Here is a 16,731-nt window from a genome sequence, read left to right as displayed (position 1 = left end):
TGAAGTCATCGAAATCTCCCGGGTGACTCAGGCGGTCGCGTAACGGTTGGCGGGACGGCCAAGTCCGAGCAACCCGCGAAGCGTGTCGGTGTCATAGGCGTCGCGGAATGCCCCGCGGCGGCGCAACTCGGGTACCAATGACTCGGTGATCTGGGCCAGGTCATGCGGCAGCGTGCCCGGACGCAGCCGAAAGCCCGAAAGCCCGACGGCATGCCAGTCCTGCAGCTGGTCGGCCAGCTGCGCCGGTGTGCCGACGAAAATGTCCGCGTCGCTGCGATATTCGGCATCCAGCAGCTCGTCGAGCCGATCCTTGCGAGTCTGCGCGGCCTCCGGCGTGCGATCGAGGAAGACGACGAGATCGGCGAAGACGTGCACGCGGGCAGGGCTGCGGCCGACCGCCTGGCTCAGCGCGCCGATCTCGACGACGATGTCGGCCGCCTCCGCGGCGTCACGCGGGGTCACGAATCCGATATCGGCGGCCTCGGCGATCAGCTGGTAAGACTGACCGCCGAGACCCAACGCCGCGACGATCGGCTGACCCTGGGGCGGACGCGGGGTGATCGATGGCCCCTTGACGGAGAACCACCGACCCTCGAAGTCGATGTAGTGCAACCGATTTCGGTCGATAAACCGCCCCGTAGTGACATCACGTATTTCAGCGTCGTCCTCCCAGCTGTCCCACAGCCGCCGCAGCACCTCGACATAATCCGCTGCCTCAGCGAAGTATTCGCCCACATCCTGCTGTCCCGCGTCGCGACGGCCGAAGTGCGCGGCCGCATCGGGACGCGGTGTGATCTGCACTCGGACCCCGGCGCGCCCGGTGCTGACGTAGTCGAGGGTGGCAATCGACTTCGAGACGTGAAACGGCTCGGTGTGCGTCACGATCGCCGTCGGTATCAACCCGATGTGCCGGGAGCGCGGGGCAACCCGGGCGGCAATGAGCACCGCGTCCAGCCGCCCGCGGACGCGATCGACGCGGTCGTCGGGCTCGAGGGGATGGTCGGACTGCAGCGTCAGCGCGTCTTCGATCGTCACGAAATCCAGCAACCCCCGCTCGGATTCTGCGACCAGTTCCGCCCAGTAGCCCGCGGTGAACAACTCGTCCGGGCGAGCATCGGCCTCGCGCCAGGCCGCCGGGTGCCATCCCGCACCGTCCAAGGCGATCGCGAGGCGGATACGATTAGACGAATCGGTCATCGGCGGAAAAACTTTCGTTATGGGACGGGCAGTCAATCCCCGCTACGAGGAGGAATGGTCAAGCCGGGAAAGCCGCCGCGCACGCACGTGGTGCCGACGGCTGACAACACTGTGCTGACCGCATCGCCGACTCCCGTCCTACTCTCATATCGCGCTCTCATATCGCGCAATTGCCATGCTAGTGAGGTAGAACCGACCACGTCGTGTCGTTAATTCCCGGCCCGGATACTTCACCGGGCCCATGTTGCAGTGGCCCTGCTTAAATCACCGCGAGTAAAACCGTCCCCAGTGCCGCTATTGCGCCTTGGCCAGCAGCGGCAGGACGCCTTCAGCGAACCAGTAGGCCTCTTCCAGGTGCGGGTAGCCGGACAGGATGAATTCGTCGAAGCCCAGCGAATGATATTCGCGAATCAGGTTCGCGACCTCCTGATGGCTGCCCACCAACGCGGTGCCGGCACCGCCACGCACCAGGCCCACCCCGGCCCACAGATTGGGGTAGATCTCCAGGTTGTCGAGCTGACCGCCGTGCAGCGCCGTCATCCGTCGCTGTCCCTCGGATTGCGAACTGGAATGCAGCGCAGTAGCTTTGGCGATCTGCTCGTCAGTGATGTCGGCGAGCAGATCGTTGGCTACGGCCCAGGCCGCCGCCGAGGTGTCCCGGCTGATGGTGTGCAGCCGAATCCCGAACCGCACCTTGCGGCCCCGAGATTCGGCCTCGGCCCGCACTTTCTCGATCTTGGCGGCCGCGGTCTGTGGGGGCTCGCCCCAGGTCAGGTAGACATCGGAGAACTGCCCCGCGATGGGCAGCGCGGGCCCTGACGAACCGCCGAAGTAGATCTCCGGCAAGGGATTCGGCGGCGCCGACACCCGGGCGTCTTCCACCTTGTAGTACTCGCCGGTGAAGTTCACCGACTCCTGCGTCCACACGGATCGGACGATGTGCAGGAACTCGGCGGTGCGGGCGTAACGCTCGTCGTGACCGAGGAAGTCGCCGAACCGGCGCTGCTCGGCGTCGTCGCTGCCGCTGACCACGTTGAGCAGCACCCGGCCATCGGAGAAGCGCTGCAGCGTCGCGGTCTGCTGCGCGGCCAGGGTGGGCGGCACCAGCCCGGGACGGAACGCGACCAGGAACTTCAGCTTCTCGGTCTCGGCCAACAGCGCGGCCGAGGTGAGCCACGCGTCCTCACACCAGGTCCCCGTCGGCGTCAGCACACCCTCGAAGCCCAGACGGTCGGCGGCGCGGGCCACCTCGGCCAGGTAGCGGCGGCTCGGTGCCCGATACCCGGCGGGGATATCGCGGTTCGACGAGGCGTGCGAACCGCCGACGATCGAACGGCTGTCACCTGTGGTCGGCAGGAACCAGAAAAATCGTGCAGACATCTCTGGCCAAGGTAGGGGCGCGGCGGTCGAAGGACAAGTTGCACTCCGGGCGGATTTAACCCGTCCCCTGCCCGGCTGGGCGGACTACATTTGCCTCGCGTGCCGCGCGAACTGCATCTTTTGGCCTTCGGAAACACGCGATCGGCCGGGCCGTGGCGGCATCCCGCGATCGACAACAGCCCCGCGGGTGTTCGCCGGCGTCTGATCGCCCGGGCCCAGGCCGCAGAGGCCGGCGGTTTGGATGCGCTGTTCTTCGCCGACGGTCTCAACTACGGACCACCGGCGACCTGGGCGTACAAGACCACCGAGGACTTCGAACCGCTGACCACCACGGCGGCCCTGTCGTCGGTCACCGAGGCCATCGGATTGGTCGTCACCGGTTCGGCGACCCTGGTCCCCCCGTATGCCCTGGCGCGCCAGCTGTTGTCGCTGGATCACCTCAGCGGTGGTCGAGCGGGCTGGAACCTGGTCACCAGCTTCGCCGCCGCGGCGGCCGACAATTTCAGCGCCCGCGGCGTCGTCGACCATGACAAGCGGTACCGCATCGCCGAGGAAGCCCTCGCGGTGGTGAGGAAGCTGTGGGATGGCTGGTCCGACGACACCATCGTCGAAGACCGTGCGGCCGGAATCTTCAACGATGTCAGCAAGATTCGGGTGGCTGACCATCACGGCGAATATTTCGACGTGCGTGGGCCGCTGGGTTCGGCCCGCTCGCCGCAGGGCCAACCGGTGCTGTTCCAGGCCGGATCCTCACCGACGGGCCGGCACTTCGCCGCCCGGCACGCCGAGGTGATCTTCACCGGCCAGGGCACCCGCGCCGGCGCTCAGCAGTTCTATCGGCAGATCCACGAGGCGGCGCACAGCGTCGGGCGCACGCCACCGCTGATCACCCCCTCCCTGCGCTTCCTCGTCGGTTCGACCGAAGAAGAGGTGCGGCGCAACGAACGGGAGGCTTACGAGTACTTCAGTCCCGAGTACCAGGCCGGCTGGCTGCTGGAGGTCGACGTCGACGTCACCGGGGCCGACCTGGACGGGCCGGTGCCCGCCTCGGCATTTCCCGAGAGCACCCAGACCCACCAAACCGCGCTCGCCGGCTACCGGGCGCTGGCCGCGGACGGCCGGCCTACCGTGCGAGAGTTCTTGTATCGCACAGTGAATGGCTGGGGCGCTAGCGTCACCGGAACGCCGGAGCAGATCTGCGACGAGATCGAGGAGTGGTTCGCCTCGCGGGCCTCCGATGGTTTCGTGCTGGGCGATTCCGGGCTGCCGGGTCAATTCGAGAACTTCGTCGAACAGGTCGTGCCGTTACTGCGTAAGCGGGGGTTGTTTCGCCACGAGTACACCGGCACCACCCTGCGTAGCCACCTGGGCCTAGCTCCGCCCGTCAATCAACACGAGGTGTAATGAACTTCCCCCCAACGTATCTGAGAGAACCGACGGCGAGCAGCGCACAGTTGCGAGCACGGTTCGAGTCGATCTTCGATCGAGTCGCCGAGGACAACGTGGAACGTGAGCGCTCCCGCATCTTCCCCCATGAGCAGGTCCGCTGGCTTCGTGACGCCGGATTGGGCGCCGTGCGCATTCCCGAGGAGTTCGGCGGGCTGGGCGCATCGCTCGAGCAGACCTTCGCGCTGCTGGCCGATCTCGGCGAGGCCGACGCCAACGTGTCACACATCTGGCGCAACCATCTGGCGTTCGTCGAAGACCGGCTCAACGCCGCGGTGTCGGACACCAACGACCGATGGATCAAGCGTTTCCTGGCCGGGACGTTCGTGGGCGGCGGCTGGACGGAAGCCAACAACGGCACGCTGGCCAACATCGCCACCACGGTGGTGGCCGAAGACGACCACTGGGCGGTGTCGGGGGCGAAGTTCTACGCCACCGGGAGCCTTTACGCCGACTGGCTCGACGTGATCGGACGCGGTGACGACGGCCAACTCTGGACGGCGCTGGTGCGCGCGGACGCCGACGGCGTGACGCTCGTCGACGACTGGCAAGGATTCGGGCAACGCACCACGGCCAGTGGATCGGCCCGCTACGACCGGGTGCGCGCCGAGCGGGGCGATGTGTTTCCGGTCGCCGAGCGATTCAGCTATCAACCGCACTTCTACCAATTCGCGATGCTGGCCGCGCTGACCGGGATCGCCAGGGCAGCGTTGCGCGACGGCGGGGCCGCGCTGCAGCGCCGCGTCCGCAACTACCCGCAGGGCCTGGCCGAAAGGCCGGCCGAGGATCCACAATTGCTGCAAGTCATCGGGCAGGTGTCGGCCGAAGTGTTCGCCGCCCAAGCCGCACTGGAAAAGGCCGCCCGCAGTTTGGATCACGTCGTCGCCGGCAAACTCGACGGCCTCGATGCCGCCAGCGACCGGCGACGCCTGATCGAGGCCGACGTCGCAGTCACCCAGTCGCAGTTGGTGATCATCGCCGCCGCGCTGCAGGCCACCACCACAGTCTTCGACGCGCTGGGTGCATCCGGAGTGTCCGAGGAGCTGCTCCTGGACCGGCACTGGCGCAATGCCCGCACGCTGGCGTCACACAACCCGCGGGTCTACAAGGCGCGCATCGTCGGTGATTGGCTGATCAACGGCAAAGACCCGGTGCCTGATCTGGAGAAGCTCGGCCGTGGCGGGCAGGGCAACTGAAACGGCGGCCACGGCAAGAGGACATGATGTTCGGGTGACCATTGAGCTCCGCGTTCTCGAGACCGAGGACGACCTCGTCGCCGCGCTCAACCTGTTCCGCGTCGCGATGGTGGGCTTTCCGCCGCTGCCGGATCTGCCGGCCGGCCAGATCACCGCTTTGTTGGATCCCGGGCGCACCCTCGGTGCATTCGTCGACGGGCAACTCGTCGGGACGACCGATGCCGTGACGAGCACCCTGACCCTGCCCGGTGGAGCTACGGTCGGCCACGCCGCCGTCACGCACATCGGGGTCCTGCCATCCTTCACCCGCAGGGGCATCGCCACCGATCTGATACGTCACCAGTTGCGCGATATCGCCGCACGCGGCGAGGTCGTCGGCACGCTGCGGGCCTCCGAGGCGACGATCTACGAGCGTTACGGCTACGGCGTAGCGAGCTCGGCGCAGACCGTCGAGGTGCACACCACGCGCGCGACGCTGCGTCCCGGCGTGACAGTCGGCGGTCCGGTGCGCCTGCTCGGCGTCGCCGAAGTGTGGGATACCCTGCCGCGCATCTACGACGCCAATCGCCCGTCCCGGCCGGGGACCATCGCCCGGCCCGCGTCGTGGTGGCACGGCGTCCGGATGCGCACCGAATCCGCTTCGGGAGCATGGTATGTCGCGGTGTACGGGGAGCCTGGAGCCGAGTCGGGCTTCGTCCGCTATCGCCCCACCGGCACCGAGAGATGGTTCGTCAGCGACCAACGCACCATCGTCGTCGAGGACTTCTTCGCGCCCACCATCGACGCCTGGGTGGGGCTGGTGCGATTCCTCCTCGAGCTGGATTTGATTGACCGCGTGACGTTTTGGATGCTCCCGGTCGACAATCCGCTGCCCTGGCTCCTGACCGACCGGAGGGCCGTCAAAGTCACCGCGGTCCGCGACGAAACGTGGCTGCGCGTCGTCGATGCCGGCGCGGCGCTGGGATCTCGCCGCTATGCCGGTGCAGGCTCCGTGACGATTTCCGTCAATGACCCACTGCTGCAGCAGAATTCATTGGCATTCGCCATCACAGCCGACGGCGCGGAAGCCACCAAGCGGCCCGCGCAGATCCACGTCGGGATTGAGGGACTCGGCGCGGCGCTGCTCGGCGGCACCACCTGGCGCAGCCTGGCCCTGGCGGGCCTGGCGCGGGCCGACGATCCCGCGATACTGGCCGTGGCCGACCGGCTGTTCGGGGTGCCCGAGGCGCCCTACTCGGGAACGTTCTTCTAGGAGTGCGCGCGTATTGCGGCCGCCACGGCCTGCGGCGCCTCGGATTGCGGGTAGTGGCCAACGTTCTCGAGCGCGGTCACCCCGGCGCGCGGCAGGGTCGCGGTGGCCGCCTCGAGAACGTGGCGGCCCGACACCGGGTCGTCGAGTCCCCACACCAGCCGCAGCGGACCGTCCCATTGCGCCAGGGCCTGCTCCCACCGCCGATGATGCGCCGCGCGCTCGGCGTTGTAGCGGATGAGTAGATGCGCGAGCTTGTGCCCGTCGCACAGCGAGACGCCGTACCAGAGATCGTCCAACTCGGCGTCGGTGAGCCGCGACGCGCGCACCCCGTCCAGCACCGCTCGCAGCCGGCCGGCAGTGATCCGGCCCGCGACCAGCTTGCCGATCACCGGCAGGATCAACAGGCGCTGCAACCGGGTCGGCCGATACGCGCTGTAGCTGACGCCCGAGTTCAGCAGCACGAGGCTGGAAATTCGGAACCCGAGCGCGCCCGCCCGCACTCGGTCGATCAGCTCCTGGGCGACGATGCCCCCATAGTCGTGGGCGACCAGGCAGACCGATTCCAGCTGCAGGTGCGCCGCCAAATCCTCGACCACATCGGCCGATTCGGCGACGGAGTAGTCGTAGGGGTTCGGCTTGTCCGAGGCGCCATAGCCGAGGAAGTCCAGGGTGATCACGTCATGGTCGGCGGCAAGGTCCGCGGCGATCTCGGCATAGTCGTAGGACCAGGTAGGAAATCCATGCAGCAGAAGGATTTTCGGCCCGTGGCCGCGACGTCGGAAAGCGATGCGGTGTCCCCGCCGGCTGAGCAAGGTCTCGCACTGCCCGATCCATTGCCACGCCCCGGGAGCATCCATGAGGTTATTCTGCCGCATATCAGCGGGGGCCATCGGCGGGAGACGAAACCATCGTGACGGTCGAAAAAAGGGATGACGTGCTGCGCACCGGCCGGATGGAACCGACCTACGAAGAGGAACTGGCCGCGCGGTACGAAATCGCCGAGCTCCCCGGCGGCCCGGCGCGGACTCCCTTTCTCGCCGAGCATGCCGCCGATATTCGGGTGGTGCTGACCTCCGGCCCACCCCTCGGCATCGACGCCGACACCATCGCGGCCCTGCCCAACCTGGAGGCGATCATCAACTACGGGGCGGGCGTGGATTCGATTGACCTGGAAGCCGCGCGGCGACGCGGGATCGCCGTGAGCAACACCCCGGACGTGCTGTCGGACACCGTCGCCGATACCGCACTCGGTCTGATTCTGATGACGCTGCGCCGTTTCGGCGCCGCCGATCGCTACGTGCGGGCGGGCCGGTGGGCGAGCGAGGGACGGTTCCCCTACGGCCGCGACCTCAGCGGACTACAGGTCGGCATCCTGGGCCTGGGCCGGATCGGTTCGGCGATCGCAACTCGATTGCTCGGATTCGGTTGCGCCATCGCCTATCACAACCGTCACCGGATCGACGGCTCGCCGTACCGATATGCGGCGTCGCCGCTGGAGCTGGCCGAGTCGGTTGACGTTCTCGTCGTCGCCACCACGGGTGACCCGAAGGCCCGCAATCTCGTCGACCGCGCCGTCCTCGAGGCGCTGGGCCCCGCGGGGTATGTGATCAACATCGCGCGCGGCAGCGTCATCGACCAGGACGCGCTGGTGGACCTGCTCCAGGGCGGGCGGCTCGGCGGAGCCGGGCTGGACGTGTACGTCGACGAGCCGAATGTGCCTGCGGCACTTCGTGATCTGGACAACGTGGTGCTGTTCCCGCATATCGGCAGCGCAACGCGACGGACCCGGAGAGCAATGGCGACGTTGGCGATTCAAAACCTCGACACGTATCTGAACACCGGTCAGCTGGTGACACCAGTGCTGCACCCACGCAGGTGAGTCAGCGGGACCTGGCCGACACCAGACCGACGGCAGCCGCCACCAGGTCCGGCTGGTGGATCTGGATGAAGTGATCGCTGGACGTCGCGACGATGCGCGGCGTCTGCGGCCGCAGCGCGGCAAGAGCCGAGGCGCCGTCTGCCCATGCCCGCTCCAGCTTCTCGCCCTGCTCTGCGGTGGCAGTCGGGGGAATCAGGAACGGCTCGGTCCTGGCCAGTACGGCGATGGGGACCGCCGGGAAGGCGGCGGTGCCGACCTGCGCGACGCTTTTGTCGATGTCGATCTCCTCGAACGCGGGCGCATCGGCGAACTGCGGCGGAGGCCCGTCCAGTTGCTGGCGATAGGCGGGCCAATCGGGTCCCAAGGCGCTGGGTATCTCTGCGGCGAAGGCGTCGACGAAGACCGCCCCGCACACCTGGTCGGGGTAGGTCTGGGCGTACAACCGGGCGAACAGACCGCCCAGCGAGTGCCCGACCAACAGATATGGACCCGGAAGATGCGCCGCGGCGAGCAGCGCATGCAGGTCGCTGACGACGTCAGCCGCGGTACGTGGCATTGCCACCGGCGAGCTGCGGTCGGTGATGGTGAGCGGGTCGGAAGCACGCAGGGTGCCAGGCCGGTCGTAGGCACAAACACGATGTGAGCCGGCCAAGGCGGACACCACGGCGGGGCCCACGGCCGGCGCGGTAACGTCGGCCTGATTCCACAGATCTGACGAGTTGTGATATCCCGACTCCAGAATGACGGTGGGGCCGCCCTTTCCGCGACATTCGAGATACAGATGGCGTCCGTTGCCGATCGCGATCGGGCCGCGAAAGTCGCCCGATGAGCCCGATCCCGCGCGGCTGTGCTGGCCGCACCCCGCCAGCGCGAGCAGCGCAGCGGTGATCGACAGGAACCGACGGGCGGCGCTGCTGGCCGTCGCCGACGGCCGAGCCCGAAATCTACCGACTATCCGCATCCGGTCATTGTGCGGGGCCGCGCATGGGCTAGCTAGCTGCGCGCATCACGTGTCGCGCCTGAAATCGCAGCGAGGGCCGGCGCCGCGGGAGGCAACCACCTTGGCTGCCACGCGTGGAGCCGTGCTCTGGATCCTCGCAGCCGTCGGGTACCTGGTCCTCGAGTCCGCCGTGGCCGCAAGTGCCGGGCCCACCTACGGCTACGCGGCTCGGCATTGGTATCGCCGCATCTGCATCCTCGTCGCGACCTTCGGCGTGCTGTGCCTGATCATGCTGACAATCAACGCGCGGACAGCCCGGGCCGAGCTGCTGCCCGACGGGGCATGGGAACGCGGCAGCGTGTACTCAATTATCCTGTGGCAGCTGGTTATCGCCATCGATATCGTGAGCACTCGGCGCCCGTGACTACCGACGCCGCCGCACCATCCGGTCCTCGATCGCGCCTAACAGCGCGTCGCTGAGTTTGCCGAGTCCGGCCAGCAACACGATCGCGAGCAGCATCACGTCGGTGCGGCCCGTGTTCTGGCTATCGATCAGAAGAAACCCGAGGCCCTTCGACGACGCGATGAGCTCGGCGGCGACGACGAACAGCCACGCATTCGCCAGTCCCAGCCGCAACCCGTTCACCAATTCCGGCGCCGCGGCGGGCAGCATCACCGTCGTCAGCAGTGCGGCGCCGTGCCGACCGTAGGCCCGTCCCACCTCCAAAAGTTGCGGGTCGACGTGGGAGAGCGCCGACGCCGTCGTCGTGTAGATCGGAAAGAACGCACCGATCGCGACCATGAGGATCTTCGGGGTTTCGTCGATGCCAAACCACAAGAGCAGCAACGGGGCCCAGGCCAGGGACGGCACGGTGCGGAAGGCGGCGACGGTCGGCGCCAGCAGTTTTCGCACGAACGCCGACAGCCCGACAAGCGAACCCAGCGCGAGCGCGGCCGCCGCGCCCGCCAGGTAGCCGATCAGCACCCGCGAGCCGCTGGCCTCCAGGTGCGTCCACAGGTCGCCCTGCCGCAGCAGCCCGCCCAGGGCCGTCACCACGTCGAGCGGAGGAGGGAACTGGCTGGGCGAGAAGTATCCGGTCACGGCCGTGGCAAGCTGCCAGACCACCAGCAGCAGCACCGGGACGATCAGCCCGATCAGCGCCGCCCGCCACTTGGCCGGCGGCCCCAGCCGCGACGTCAGTGAGCTTGCTGGGCGTATTTCGGCTCGAACAGCGTGTTCAGTGCGCTGCGGCCGGCCTCGTCGGATTTGATATCGCCGTCGGCCACGGCCAGCGGCTCGACCCGGGTCAGCACCTGGTGCAGCCAATCCGCCGGCACCGGGTCGATGTCCAACGCCGTTCGCTGCAATTCTTCTTGCGCCACGCTCAGCGTCACCTTCGCTTGCGAGGCCAGCAATGCCGCCAGCTGGTCGGGGTGCGTCTTCGCCCACTTCCGGGCCTCCTCGTAGGTGTTGACCACTAACTGGACGGTATCGGGGTGGCTGGCGATGAAGTCCTCGCTAACGTCCAATACACCGCCGGAATTGAAGTCCGGGTTGCGGTAGACGATCCGGGAGCCTTGTTGCTGAATCGTCTCCGCCATGAACGGGTCCAGTCCGGACCACGCGTCGACATCGCCGCGCTCGAGGGCGGTCTTGCCGTCCGCGTGCTGTAAATTGACGATCTCAATGTCGGCGGGCGAAAGGCCAGCTGCCGCAAGCGATTGCAACAAGAAGAAGTAGGGGTCCGTCCCCTTGGTGACGGCGACCTTCTTGCCCTTGAGGTCGGTAACTGAGTTGATCGGCGAGTTCTTGGCGACGACCAGGGCGGTCCATTCCGATCTGGCATACACATCGATGGTCTTGATCTGGGTCCCATTGGCCCGCGCCAGCAACGCGGCGGAACCGGCGGTGGAGCCGAAGTCCAGGGCCTTCGAACGGAGGCCTTCGTTGGCCTTGTTGCTGCCTTGCGAAAGCACCCAGGTGACGTTGTAGCCCTGTTTCTCGAGCAGGTGCTGATCGCGGATCACCAGGCTCAGCGGATTGTAGTAGGCGTAATCCAGATGAATGTCTTTCGACGCCGCTGTCCCGCCACTCGAGCCGCAGCCGGACACCATGAACAGGGCAGCGAGCACCGAAATCGGGTCCAAATAACGACTTTTCACGATACGTTCGTATCCTCCTTGACAGCGTTGCGCAGGCTGTCACTGCTGCGTCGGGGAACGCCGAGTTCGTCCAGCAATTGGTCACGCAATGCCGCGATGCGCGGGTCCGCGCGATCGCGTGGCTTGGGAATCGCGATGTCGGATGTCGCGGCGATACGGGCACCGCCGGTGGCTGCCCCGTCCGAGGCCCGCAGGATCAGCACTCGGTCGGCCAGGATCACGGCCTCGTCGACATCGTGCGTCACCAAAACTGTTGTGGTGCCAGTCTCTTGCTGGACCTCGTCGAGCAGATCCTGCATGCGCAGCCGGGTCAGGGCGTCGAGTGCGGCGAGCGGCTCGTCGAGCAGCAGCACCCCTGGGCGCCGTGCGAGCGCGCGAGCCAGTCCCGCGCGCTGCGCCATACCGCCGGAGACCTGGCGCGGGTAGTGCGAGCCGAAGTCGCCTAGCCCGACGATGTCGAGCCAATGCTGGACTGCGTCAGTGCCTTTCGCTCGCTGTGTGCCCGGTGGCAGCCCGTATTCGACGTTGCCTGCCAGCGTTCGCCATGGCAGCAGCCGCGGTTCCTGGAATACCACGGCGCACCGCGGGTCGATTCCGCGGACTCCGTCGCCGTCGATCTCGATCCACCCGTCGCTCGGCTGGTCCAGACCCGCGATGAGCCGCAGCAGAGTGGACTTGCCGCTGCCGGAGGAGCCGAGCAGCGCCACCACCTCGCCGGGTTCTATCTCGACATCGACCTCGTGGAGCACGGTGTGGCTGCCGAACGTGCGATTGACGCCCCGGAGAGACACCCGCGCGGGAGCCGCGCCTGTCGAGGTCACCGCAGTAGCCTAGGAACCGTCCTCGTCGGGTGCCAGGTTTGGATTGTCCGTGATTCCAACCGGTGCCGCGCCGAGCATGTCGTGAGCGCGTTATCTTCTTACGCCGAGCAGGATCTCATGCACGCCGTGGCGGAATCCGTCGGTGGGCCTGGACCCGCAATGGGCCGCGCGTCAACAGCGCTTCGCCTTTGACAACAGTGGTTTGCATCCGAATCGACGGGAATAACTCCCGGGGCGGCGTCGTCGTTCGGTCGACTGTCCAAAGACGCCTTAATGGGGAGGTCCGTGTCTTCGTCGAAGGTTGCGGTCGCGCGATAGGGTGTCGTCACGGCCGACGAGCGGGTCGAGCGCGGCGGTTTCGATGCCGCCGGGTTTCTGTTCGCCGGGCTGCTGGCCTTGTTGCTGGCGACGGGTGGGGCCGCCAATCATTTCGCCGGGCTGATCCCGGCGCTGAGCGACCGCCAGCATGTCGACAGGAGCACGCTCGACGCGGTCTTCGACAGCTATGCGGTGGGATTGCTGATCGGCGGCGGCACCGTCACCGCGTCACCGGGATGCTGCTGGTCGAGCAACTCGTCGTGGCCGACCTCAGGGAGATTGCGATTGCCGTCGCCGCCGCTGCGTTTCGTCGGTTTCTTTTTGGACGCCTTCTCCGATGTCGGCAGCGCTCCGGGGCGATGGCCGTTGAGAACCACCCCCGCTGATTCCGTGACGATTTCGATGGCCTTCTCGGTGTAGAGACGGTAGCCGAAGTTCGGCAGGTAGCCGTGGATCTCGGGGGTGTCGAGATCGCGCATGAATTGCAGGATTTCGCGACTGACCACCTGCCCCGGCACCAGAACGGGGAAGCCCGGCGGGTACGGCGTCACGAAAGTGGCTGAAACGATGTCGATTCCGACGTCCAGCTTTTCGTCGATCTGCTCGCCGGTGAGATATTCGCAGTTGGCGTCATCGTAGGACAGGTAGAACGCCGGCCGGACGTCTCCTTCGGGTGTCGGCTTGGACCCGCTGTGGTCCAAGAATGCCGGGTGGAAGCCGCTGAAGTCGGGCAGCGGCACGGGTTGCTTGGTCAACCGGTGCACAGCGCGCTCGAAATACTCACGCTCACCGCGACTCATCTCGGAGATGTTCTGGTCGAGCTCATGGGCGATGCTGACCAGAACTTCGACCAGGAAGGCGACCGAGCTGCGCGTGGTGCCGATGTTGGTCATGAACAACACGCTGTTGCGCGACGTCTTGTTGATCTGAATTCCATACCGGTCCATCAGCTGTTGGCGCTTGAAAGTGTCGCCGTCGTAGCCGGTGTTGCCGATGTACAGGGTAATGCGCGACGGGTCGAGCACGAATTCGTCGTGCTCCCAGGCTGCCATCATGTTCCGCAGCCCCGAGCGCAGCGGCTGGTCGATGGCTGACGGCCGGAAATTCTCCGGGATCAGATCCGACGTCCGCAGGCAGCGCACGTACCTGCTGAGCAGCGGATGATTGTCGATCGCATCGCGCAGCTGCATCGCGTTCTCAATCTGCCGCTGCACCAACTCGACACCTTCCAACGCGACCTGGCGGCGGCCCAGATCCAGCGAGGCGAGGATCTGGTAGTTGGGCGACGTCGAGGTGTGCGCCATGTACGCCTCGTGGAACGGCTCGGCGACCTTTTGATCGAAGTCCTGATCGAAGACGTGGATCATCGACCCCTGGCGCAGCGCGGTCAAGGTCTTGTGCGTCGACTGCGTGGCGTACACCCGTACCCGGGCTCGCGCCGGGTCGGGGAGCAGGCGCCGCTGCAGCAGCTCGTCGTCGGTTGCCTCGTCGAGCGGACCGTGGGCCGCCAGCTGCTGGGAGTAGCGACGTTTGTAATCCGGATCGCCTAACCGGTCCCGCAACGTCGCCGCTGCCGCCATGGCTGTCCGATTGCGGTAAACCGGGTGGAACCGCGCGAAAGCGAACCATGCCTCGTCCCACAAGAACACCAGATCGGGCTTGAGTGCGAGGCATTCCTCCATGACCCGCTGTACGTCGTAGACGATGCCGTCGAACGTACAGTTCGTCAGCGACATCATCTTTACCCGGTCGAGCTTGCCGGCGCGCTTGAGCGCCAACAACTTCGACTTGATCTCCCGCAGCGGCACCGCGCCGTACATCGAGTAGTCGTTCAGCGGATACGCTTCCAGGTAACTGACTTTCGCGCCGGCGAGCATCATCCCGTAGTGATGCGACTGATGACAGTTGCGGTCCAGCAACACGATGTCGCCGGGAGCCACCAGCGCCTGGGTGACGATCTTATTCGCCGTCGACGTCCCATTGGTGACGAAGTAGGTATGACGGGATCCGTAGGCCTGGGCGGCGAGTTGCTGTGCTTCCCGCAGCGGACCGGTCGGTTCCAGCAGCGAGTCCAGGCCGCCGCAGGTCGCTGACGTCTCGGCCATGAACACGTCCAGGCCGTAGAAGCCAACCATGTCCTTGATCCAGTGCGAATTGACGATCGACTTGCCCTGCGAAATAGGCAGGGCGTGAAAGACACCCGTTGGCCGGTGGCTGTACTGCTTGAGAGCACTGAAAAACGGCGTGCGATATCGCGCGGCCACGCCCTGCAGGATCGACAGGTGGAGTTCGAGCATGCCTTCCCGGGCATGGAACACCCGGCGGAAGTACTGGCCCAGCCGCCCGGCGATGTCCTCTACCTCGACTTCGGTCATCAGGTACAGGTCGATTTCGGGCCGCAGCTTGCCCAGCGAGACCGCGAGGATCTGCGCCCGCTCGTCGGGTGACTGGTGGTCGAGCAAGTCGTGGGACACATCGTCGTCGACGAACTCCGCCAGGGCGGACAGGTCGCGCGTCGAATCTGCCGTAAAGCGCCGCCGAATCACCACGGCCTGCAGGTTGACGTTGAGCCGGGCCGCGATCAGAGCCTCTTCGCCGCTGGACACCACCACCAGCTCGTAGACGAACTCGTCGTCCGGACGCCGCCACTTGCGCACCTCGGTGTGCAGCGCCCGCTCCTGGTCCTCGGTCATCTTCTCGACGACGAGCACCTCGAAATAGGGGCGGTCGCGTTGCGTCGAGAGTTCCTCGAGCCGGCGCGGATCGGCCGGGAACATGTCCAGCTCGTCGGCGCCGGCGTTGTCCACGTCGCCGGTCCGGTAAGACTCCGTGGTCAGCGCCCGGTTGACCCGGACCAGCGTCTGAGCGAACTTGTCAAAATTTCCGGAAGCGAAAAGCCTTGTTATGCGTGCGAATTGAGGCCAACCCGGATATGCCCAGTAGGGCTCTAGCGTGCTCAGGCGCCCCAGGAGTTCGCGGCAGATTTCGCTGTACTTTTCCCGCAGCTCCCCGGTGGTGGTCGGGCGCGTGAGGCGGTCGGCAGCTTCCTCCAACCGGCACCAGGAGTCGCTGCGGACCTGCCACAGGCTGTTGTATGCGCGCAAATGCTCTGTCATGACGGCCCTTTCCCGAGTCGCGCGGCGACTCATCCGCCCCCGTGCATGCGGTCCAGGCTTGCAGACCTGCCGGTCCCCCATGGTGGCCAGCAGGCAAACACTGCGTGTCCGTCAGCTAACAGTGCGCGGGATCCCGGCACGGGCACCGGAGGTCAACCTCCGATCACCTTGCGATAGGCCCGCGGCCCCTGGTAATCGTTGACGGCGAAATGCCAGGTGGCCTGGTTGTCCCAGATGACGAAATCCCCGGCCTTCCAGCTGAATCCGACGGCATAGTTGGGCGAGGACGCGTGTGCCAGCAGAAACGGCAGGAGCGCTTGCCCCTCCGCTTGCTCGATGCCGGTGAGACGGATCGCCGACGAACTGAGGAAAAGCCCCTTGCGGCCGGTGTGCCGGTGCGTGCGCACCACCGGGTGTTCGACAGTCTCCGTCGCCGGTGGGCGGTGGTAGGTGCCGTCGCCCGGATAGGCGCTGTACTCGGCGCCCACCGACTCCAGTAATTGTTTGAACGGCTCGGAGAGGCCGTCGTAAGCCGCCTGCAGGTCAGCCCACAGCGTGCGGCCGCCGATCTCGGGCACCACCTGATAGGTCAGCGATTCGATGTTGAACGGGGGGTTGCGCCATGTGCCGCCGATGTGCCAACTCGCGGCCGCGCCAGCCTTTTCCAGATCGAAGACATAGACCAGCCGGTTGTGCTGGTCGCGCTTGCGCCACAGCGGGTGATCGAACGGTTCGTCGAAGATCCGCACAGCCTCGACGTGCGCGTCGGGGGACAGCTGCTGGTTGCGGAAGACCAGCACCTTGTAGCGGTAAAAGTCCTCGCGCAGCGCTTGGGCGGTCGCCTCATCGACACCGCCGGCCAGGTCCAGACCGACGATCTCGGCTCCCAGGATCGGACTGGCCGGTGCCACCACATACGGGACGGCTTGGGTGGTCGTCATCTGAATCGCCTCCACTTGCCTCGTGTCGGAGAAAATTCTCCCGCACCCACCCGCGAAGCGGAATGGTTTGGATCCGAATGCG

The 16,731-nt window shown here is 66.4% G+C and carries 14 protein-coding genes; 5 read left to right on the top strand and 9 right to left on the bottom strand.

The window, feature by feature from the left end; all coding sequences use genetic code 11:
• Positions 1-27 precede the first annotated feature (27 nt).
• Positions 28-1,197 carry an LLM class flavin-dependent oxidoreductase gene (locus tag MSG_RS00675; protein ID WP_096436220.1) on the bottom strand — a complete coding sequence of 390 codons (1,170 nt, stop codon included), beginning with the start codon at positions 1,195-1,197 and terminating at the stop codon, positions 28-30.
• 294 nt (positions 1,198-1,491) lie between these two features.
• On the bottom strand, positions 1,492-2,577 hold the full coding sequence (locus MSG_RS00670) for an LLM class flavin-dependent oxidoreductase (RefSeq protein WP_096436218.1): 1,086 nt from the start codon (positions 2,575-2,577) through the stop codon (positions 1,492-1,494).
• Positions 2,578-2,676: 99 nt separating this feature from the next.
• Between MSG_RS00670 and MSG_RS00665 the strand changes: the two genes are divergently transcribed.
• Genes MSG_RS00665 through MSG_RS00655 form a run of 3 tightly spaced genes read left to right on the top strand, consistent with a single transcriptional unit; the run spans position 2,677 to position 6,471 of the window.
• Positions 2,677-3,981, top strand: coding sequence for an NtaA/DmoA family FMN-dependent monooxygenase (locus MSG_RS00665; protein ID WP_096436216.1), 1,305 nt, complete (start codon positions 2,677-2,679; stop codon positions 3,979-3,981).
• Positions 3,981-5,219 carry an acyl-CoA dehydrogenase family protein gene (locus MSG_RS00660; protein ID WP_096436214.1) on the top strand — a complete coding sequence of 413 codons (1,239 nt, stop codon included), beginning with the start codon at positions 3,981-3,983 and terminating at the stop codon, positions 5,217-5,219. Before MSG_RS00665 ends, MSG_RS00660 begins: the two co-directional genes overlap by 1 nt.
• A gap of 34 nt (positions 5,220-5,253) precedes the next feature.
• Entirely contained in the window at positions 5,254-6,471 is a 1,218-nt protein-coding gene (locus MSG_RS00655; protein ID WP_096436212.1) for a GNAT family N-acetyltransferase, read from the top strand.
• Here MSG_RS00655 and MSG_RS00650 read toward each other — a convergent pair.
• Positions 6,468-7,328: an alpha/beta fold hydrolase gene (locus MSG_RS00650; RefSeq protein ID WP_162899121.1), complete on the bottom strand. Its 861-nt coding sequence runs from the start codon at positions 7,326-7,328 to the stop codon at positions 6,468-6,470. The two genes, MSG_RS00655 and MSG_RS00650, sit on opposite strands and share 4 nt — an antisense overlap.
• A gap of 95 nt (positions 7,329-7,423) precedes the next feature.
• Between MSG_RS00650 and MSG_RS00645 the strand changes: the two genes are divergently transcribed.
• Positions 7,424-8,350 carry a 2-hydroxyacid dehydrogenase gene (locus MSG_RS00645; protein ID WP_181159201.1) on the top strand — a complete coding sequence of 309 codons (927 nt, stop codon included), beginning with the start codon at positions 7,424-7,426 and terminating at the stop codon, positions 8,348-8,350.
• A gap of 1 nt (position 8,351) precedes the next feature.
• Here MSG_RS00645 and MSG_RS00640 read toward each other — a convergent pair whose 3' ends face one another.
• Positions 8,352-9,311 (bottom strand): alpha/beta fold hydrolase, encoded by a 960-nt coding sequence (locus tag MSG_RS00640; protein ID WP_096436206.1) that lies wholly within the window; start codon positions 9,309-9,311, stop codon positions 8,352-8,354.
• A gap of 100 nt (positions 9,312-9,411) precedes the next feature.
• Here MSG_RS00640 and MSG_RS00635 point away from each other — a divergent pair, with 100 nt between their 5' ends.
• Positions 9,412-9,714: a hypothetical protein gene (locus MSG_RS00635; RefSeq protein WP_142404491.1), complete on the top strand. Its 303-nt coding sequence runs from the start codon at positions 9,412-9,414 to the stop codon at positions 9,712-9,714.
• Here MSG_RS00635 and MSG_RS00630 read toward each other — a convergent pair whose 3' ends face one another.
• The 5 genes from MSG_RS00630 to MSG_RS00605 form a co-directional block, all read right to left on the bottom strand.
• Positions 9,715-10,416 carry an ABC transporter permease gene (locus MSG_RS00630; protein ID WP_170063185.1) on the bottom strand — a complete coding sequence of 234 codons (702 nt, stop codon included), beginning with the start codon at positions 10,414-10,416 and terminating at the stop codon, positions 9,715-9,717.
• A 71-nt stretch (positions 10,417-10,487) separates the two neighbouring features.
• Positions 10,488-11,405, bottom strand: a complete 918-nt coding sequence (locus MSG_RS00625; protein WP_170063184.1) for an aliphatic sulfonate ABC transporter substrate-binding protein — start codon at positions 11,403-11,405, stop codon at positions 10,488-10,490.
• Between the two features lie 44 nt (positions 11,406-11,449).
• Positions 11,450-12,244, bottom strand: a complete 795-nt coding sequence (locus MSG_RS00620; RefSeq protein WP_096436200.1) for an ABC transporter ATP-binding protein — start codon at positions 12,242-12,244, stop codon at positions 11,450-11,452.
• Positions 12,245-12,777: 533 nt separating this feature from the next.
• Complete coding sequence (locus tag MSG_RS00610) at positions 12,778-15,708, bottom strand: aminotransferase class I/II-fold pyridoxal phosphate-dependent enzyme (RefSeq protein ID WP_096436196.1); 2,931 nt, start codon at positions 15,706-15,708, stop codon at positions 12,778-12,780.
• A gap of 152 nt (positions 15,709-15,860) precedes the next feature.
• Positions 15,861-16,649 (bottom strand): TauD/TfdA dioxygenase family protein, encoded by a 789-nt coding sequence (locus MSG_RS00605; protein WP_096443866.1) that lies wholly within the window; start codon positions 16,647-16,649, stop codon positions 15,861-15,863.
• Between the last annotated feature and the right edge of the window lie 82 nt (positions 16,650-16,731).

The sequence above is a fragment of the Mycobacterium shigaense genome (assembly GCF_002356315.1).
GTDB classification, from domain to species: Bacteria; Actinomycetota; Actinomycetes; order Mycobacteriales; family Mycobacteriaceae; genus Mycobacterium; species Mycobacterium shigaense.
Note: the sequence above shows the minus strand (reverse complement) of the source record. Positions and strands in the feature narration are given on the sequence as shown.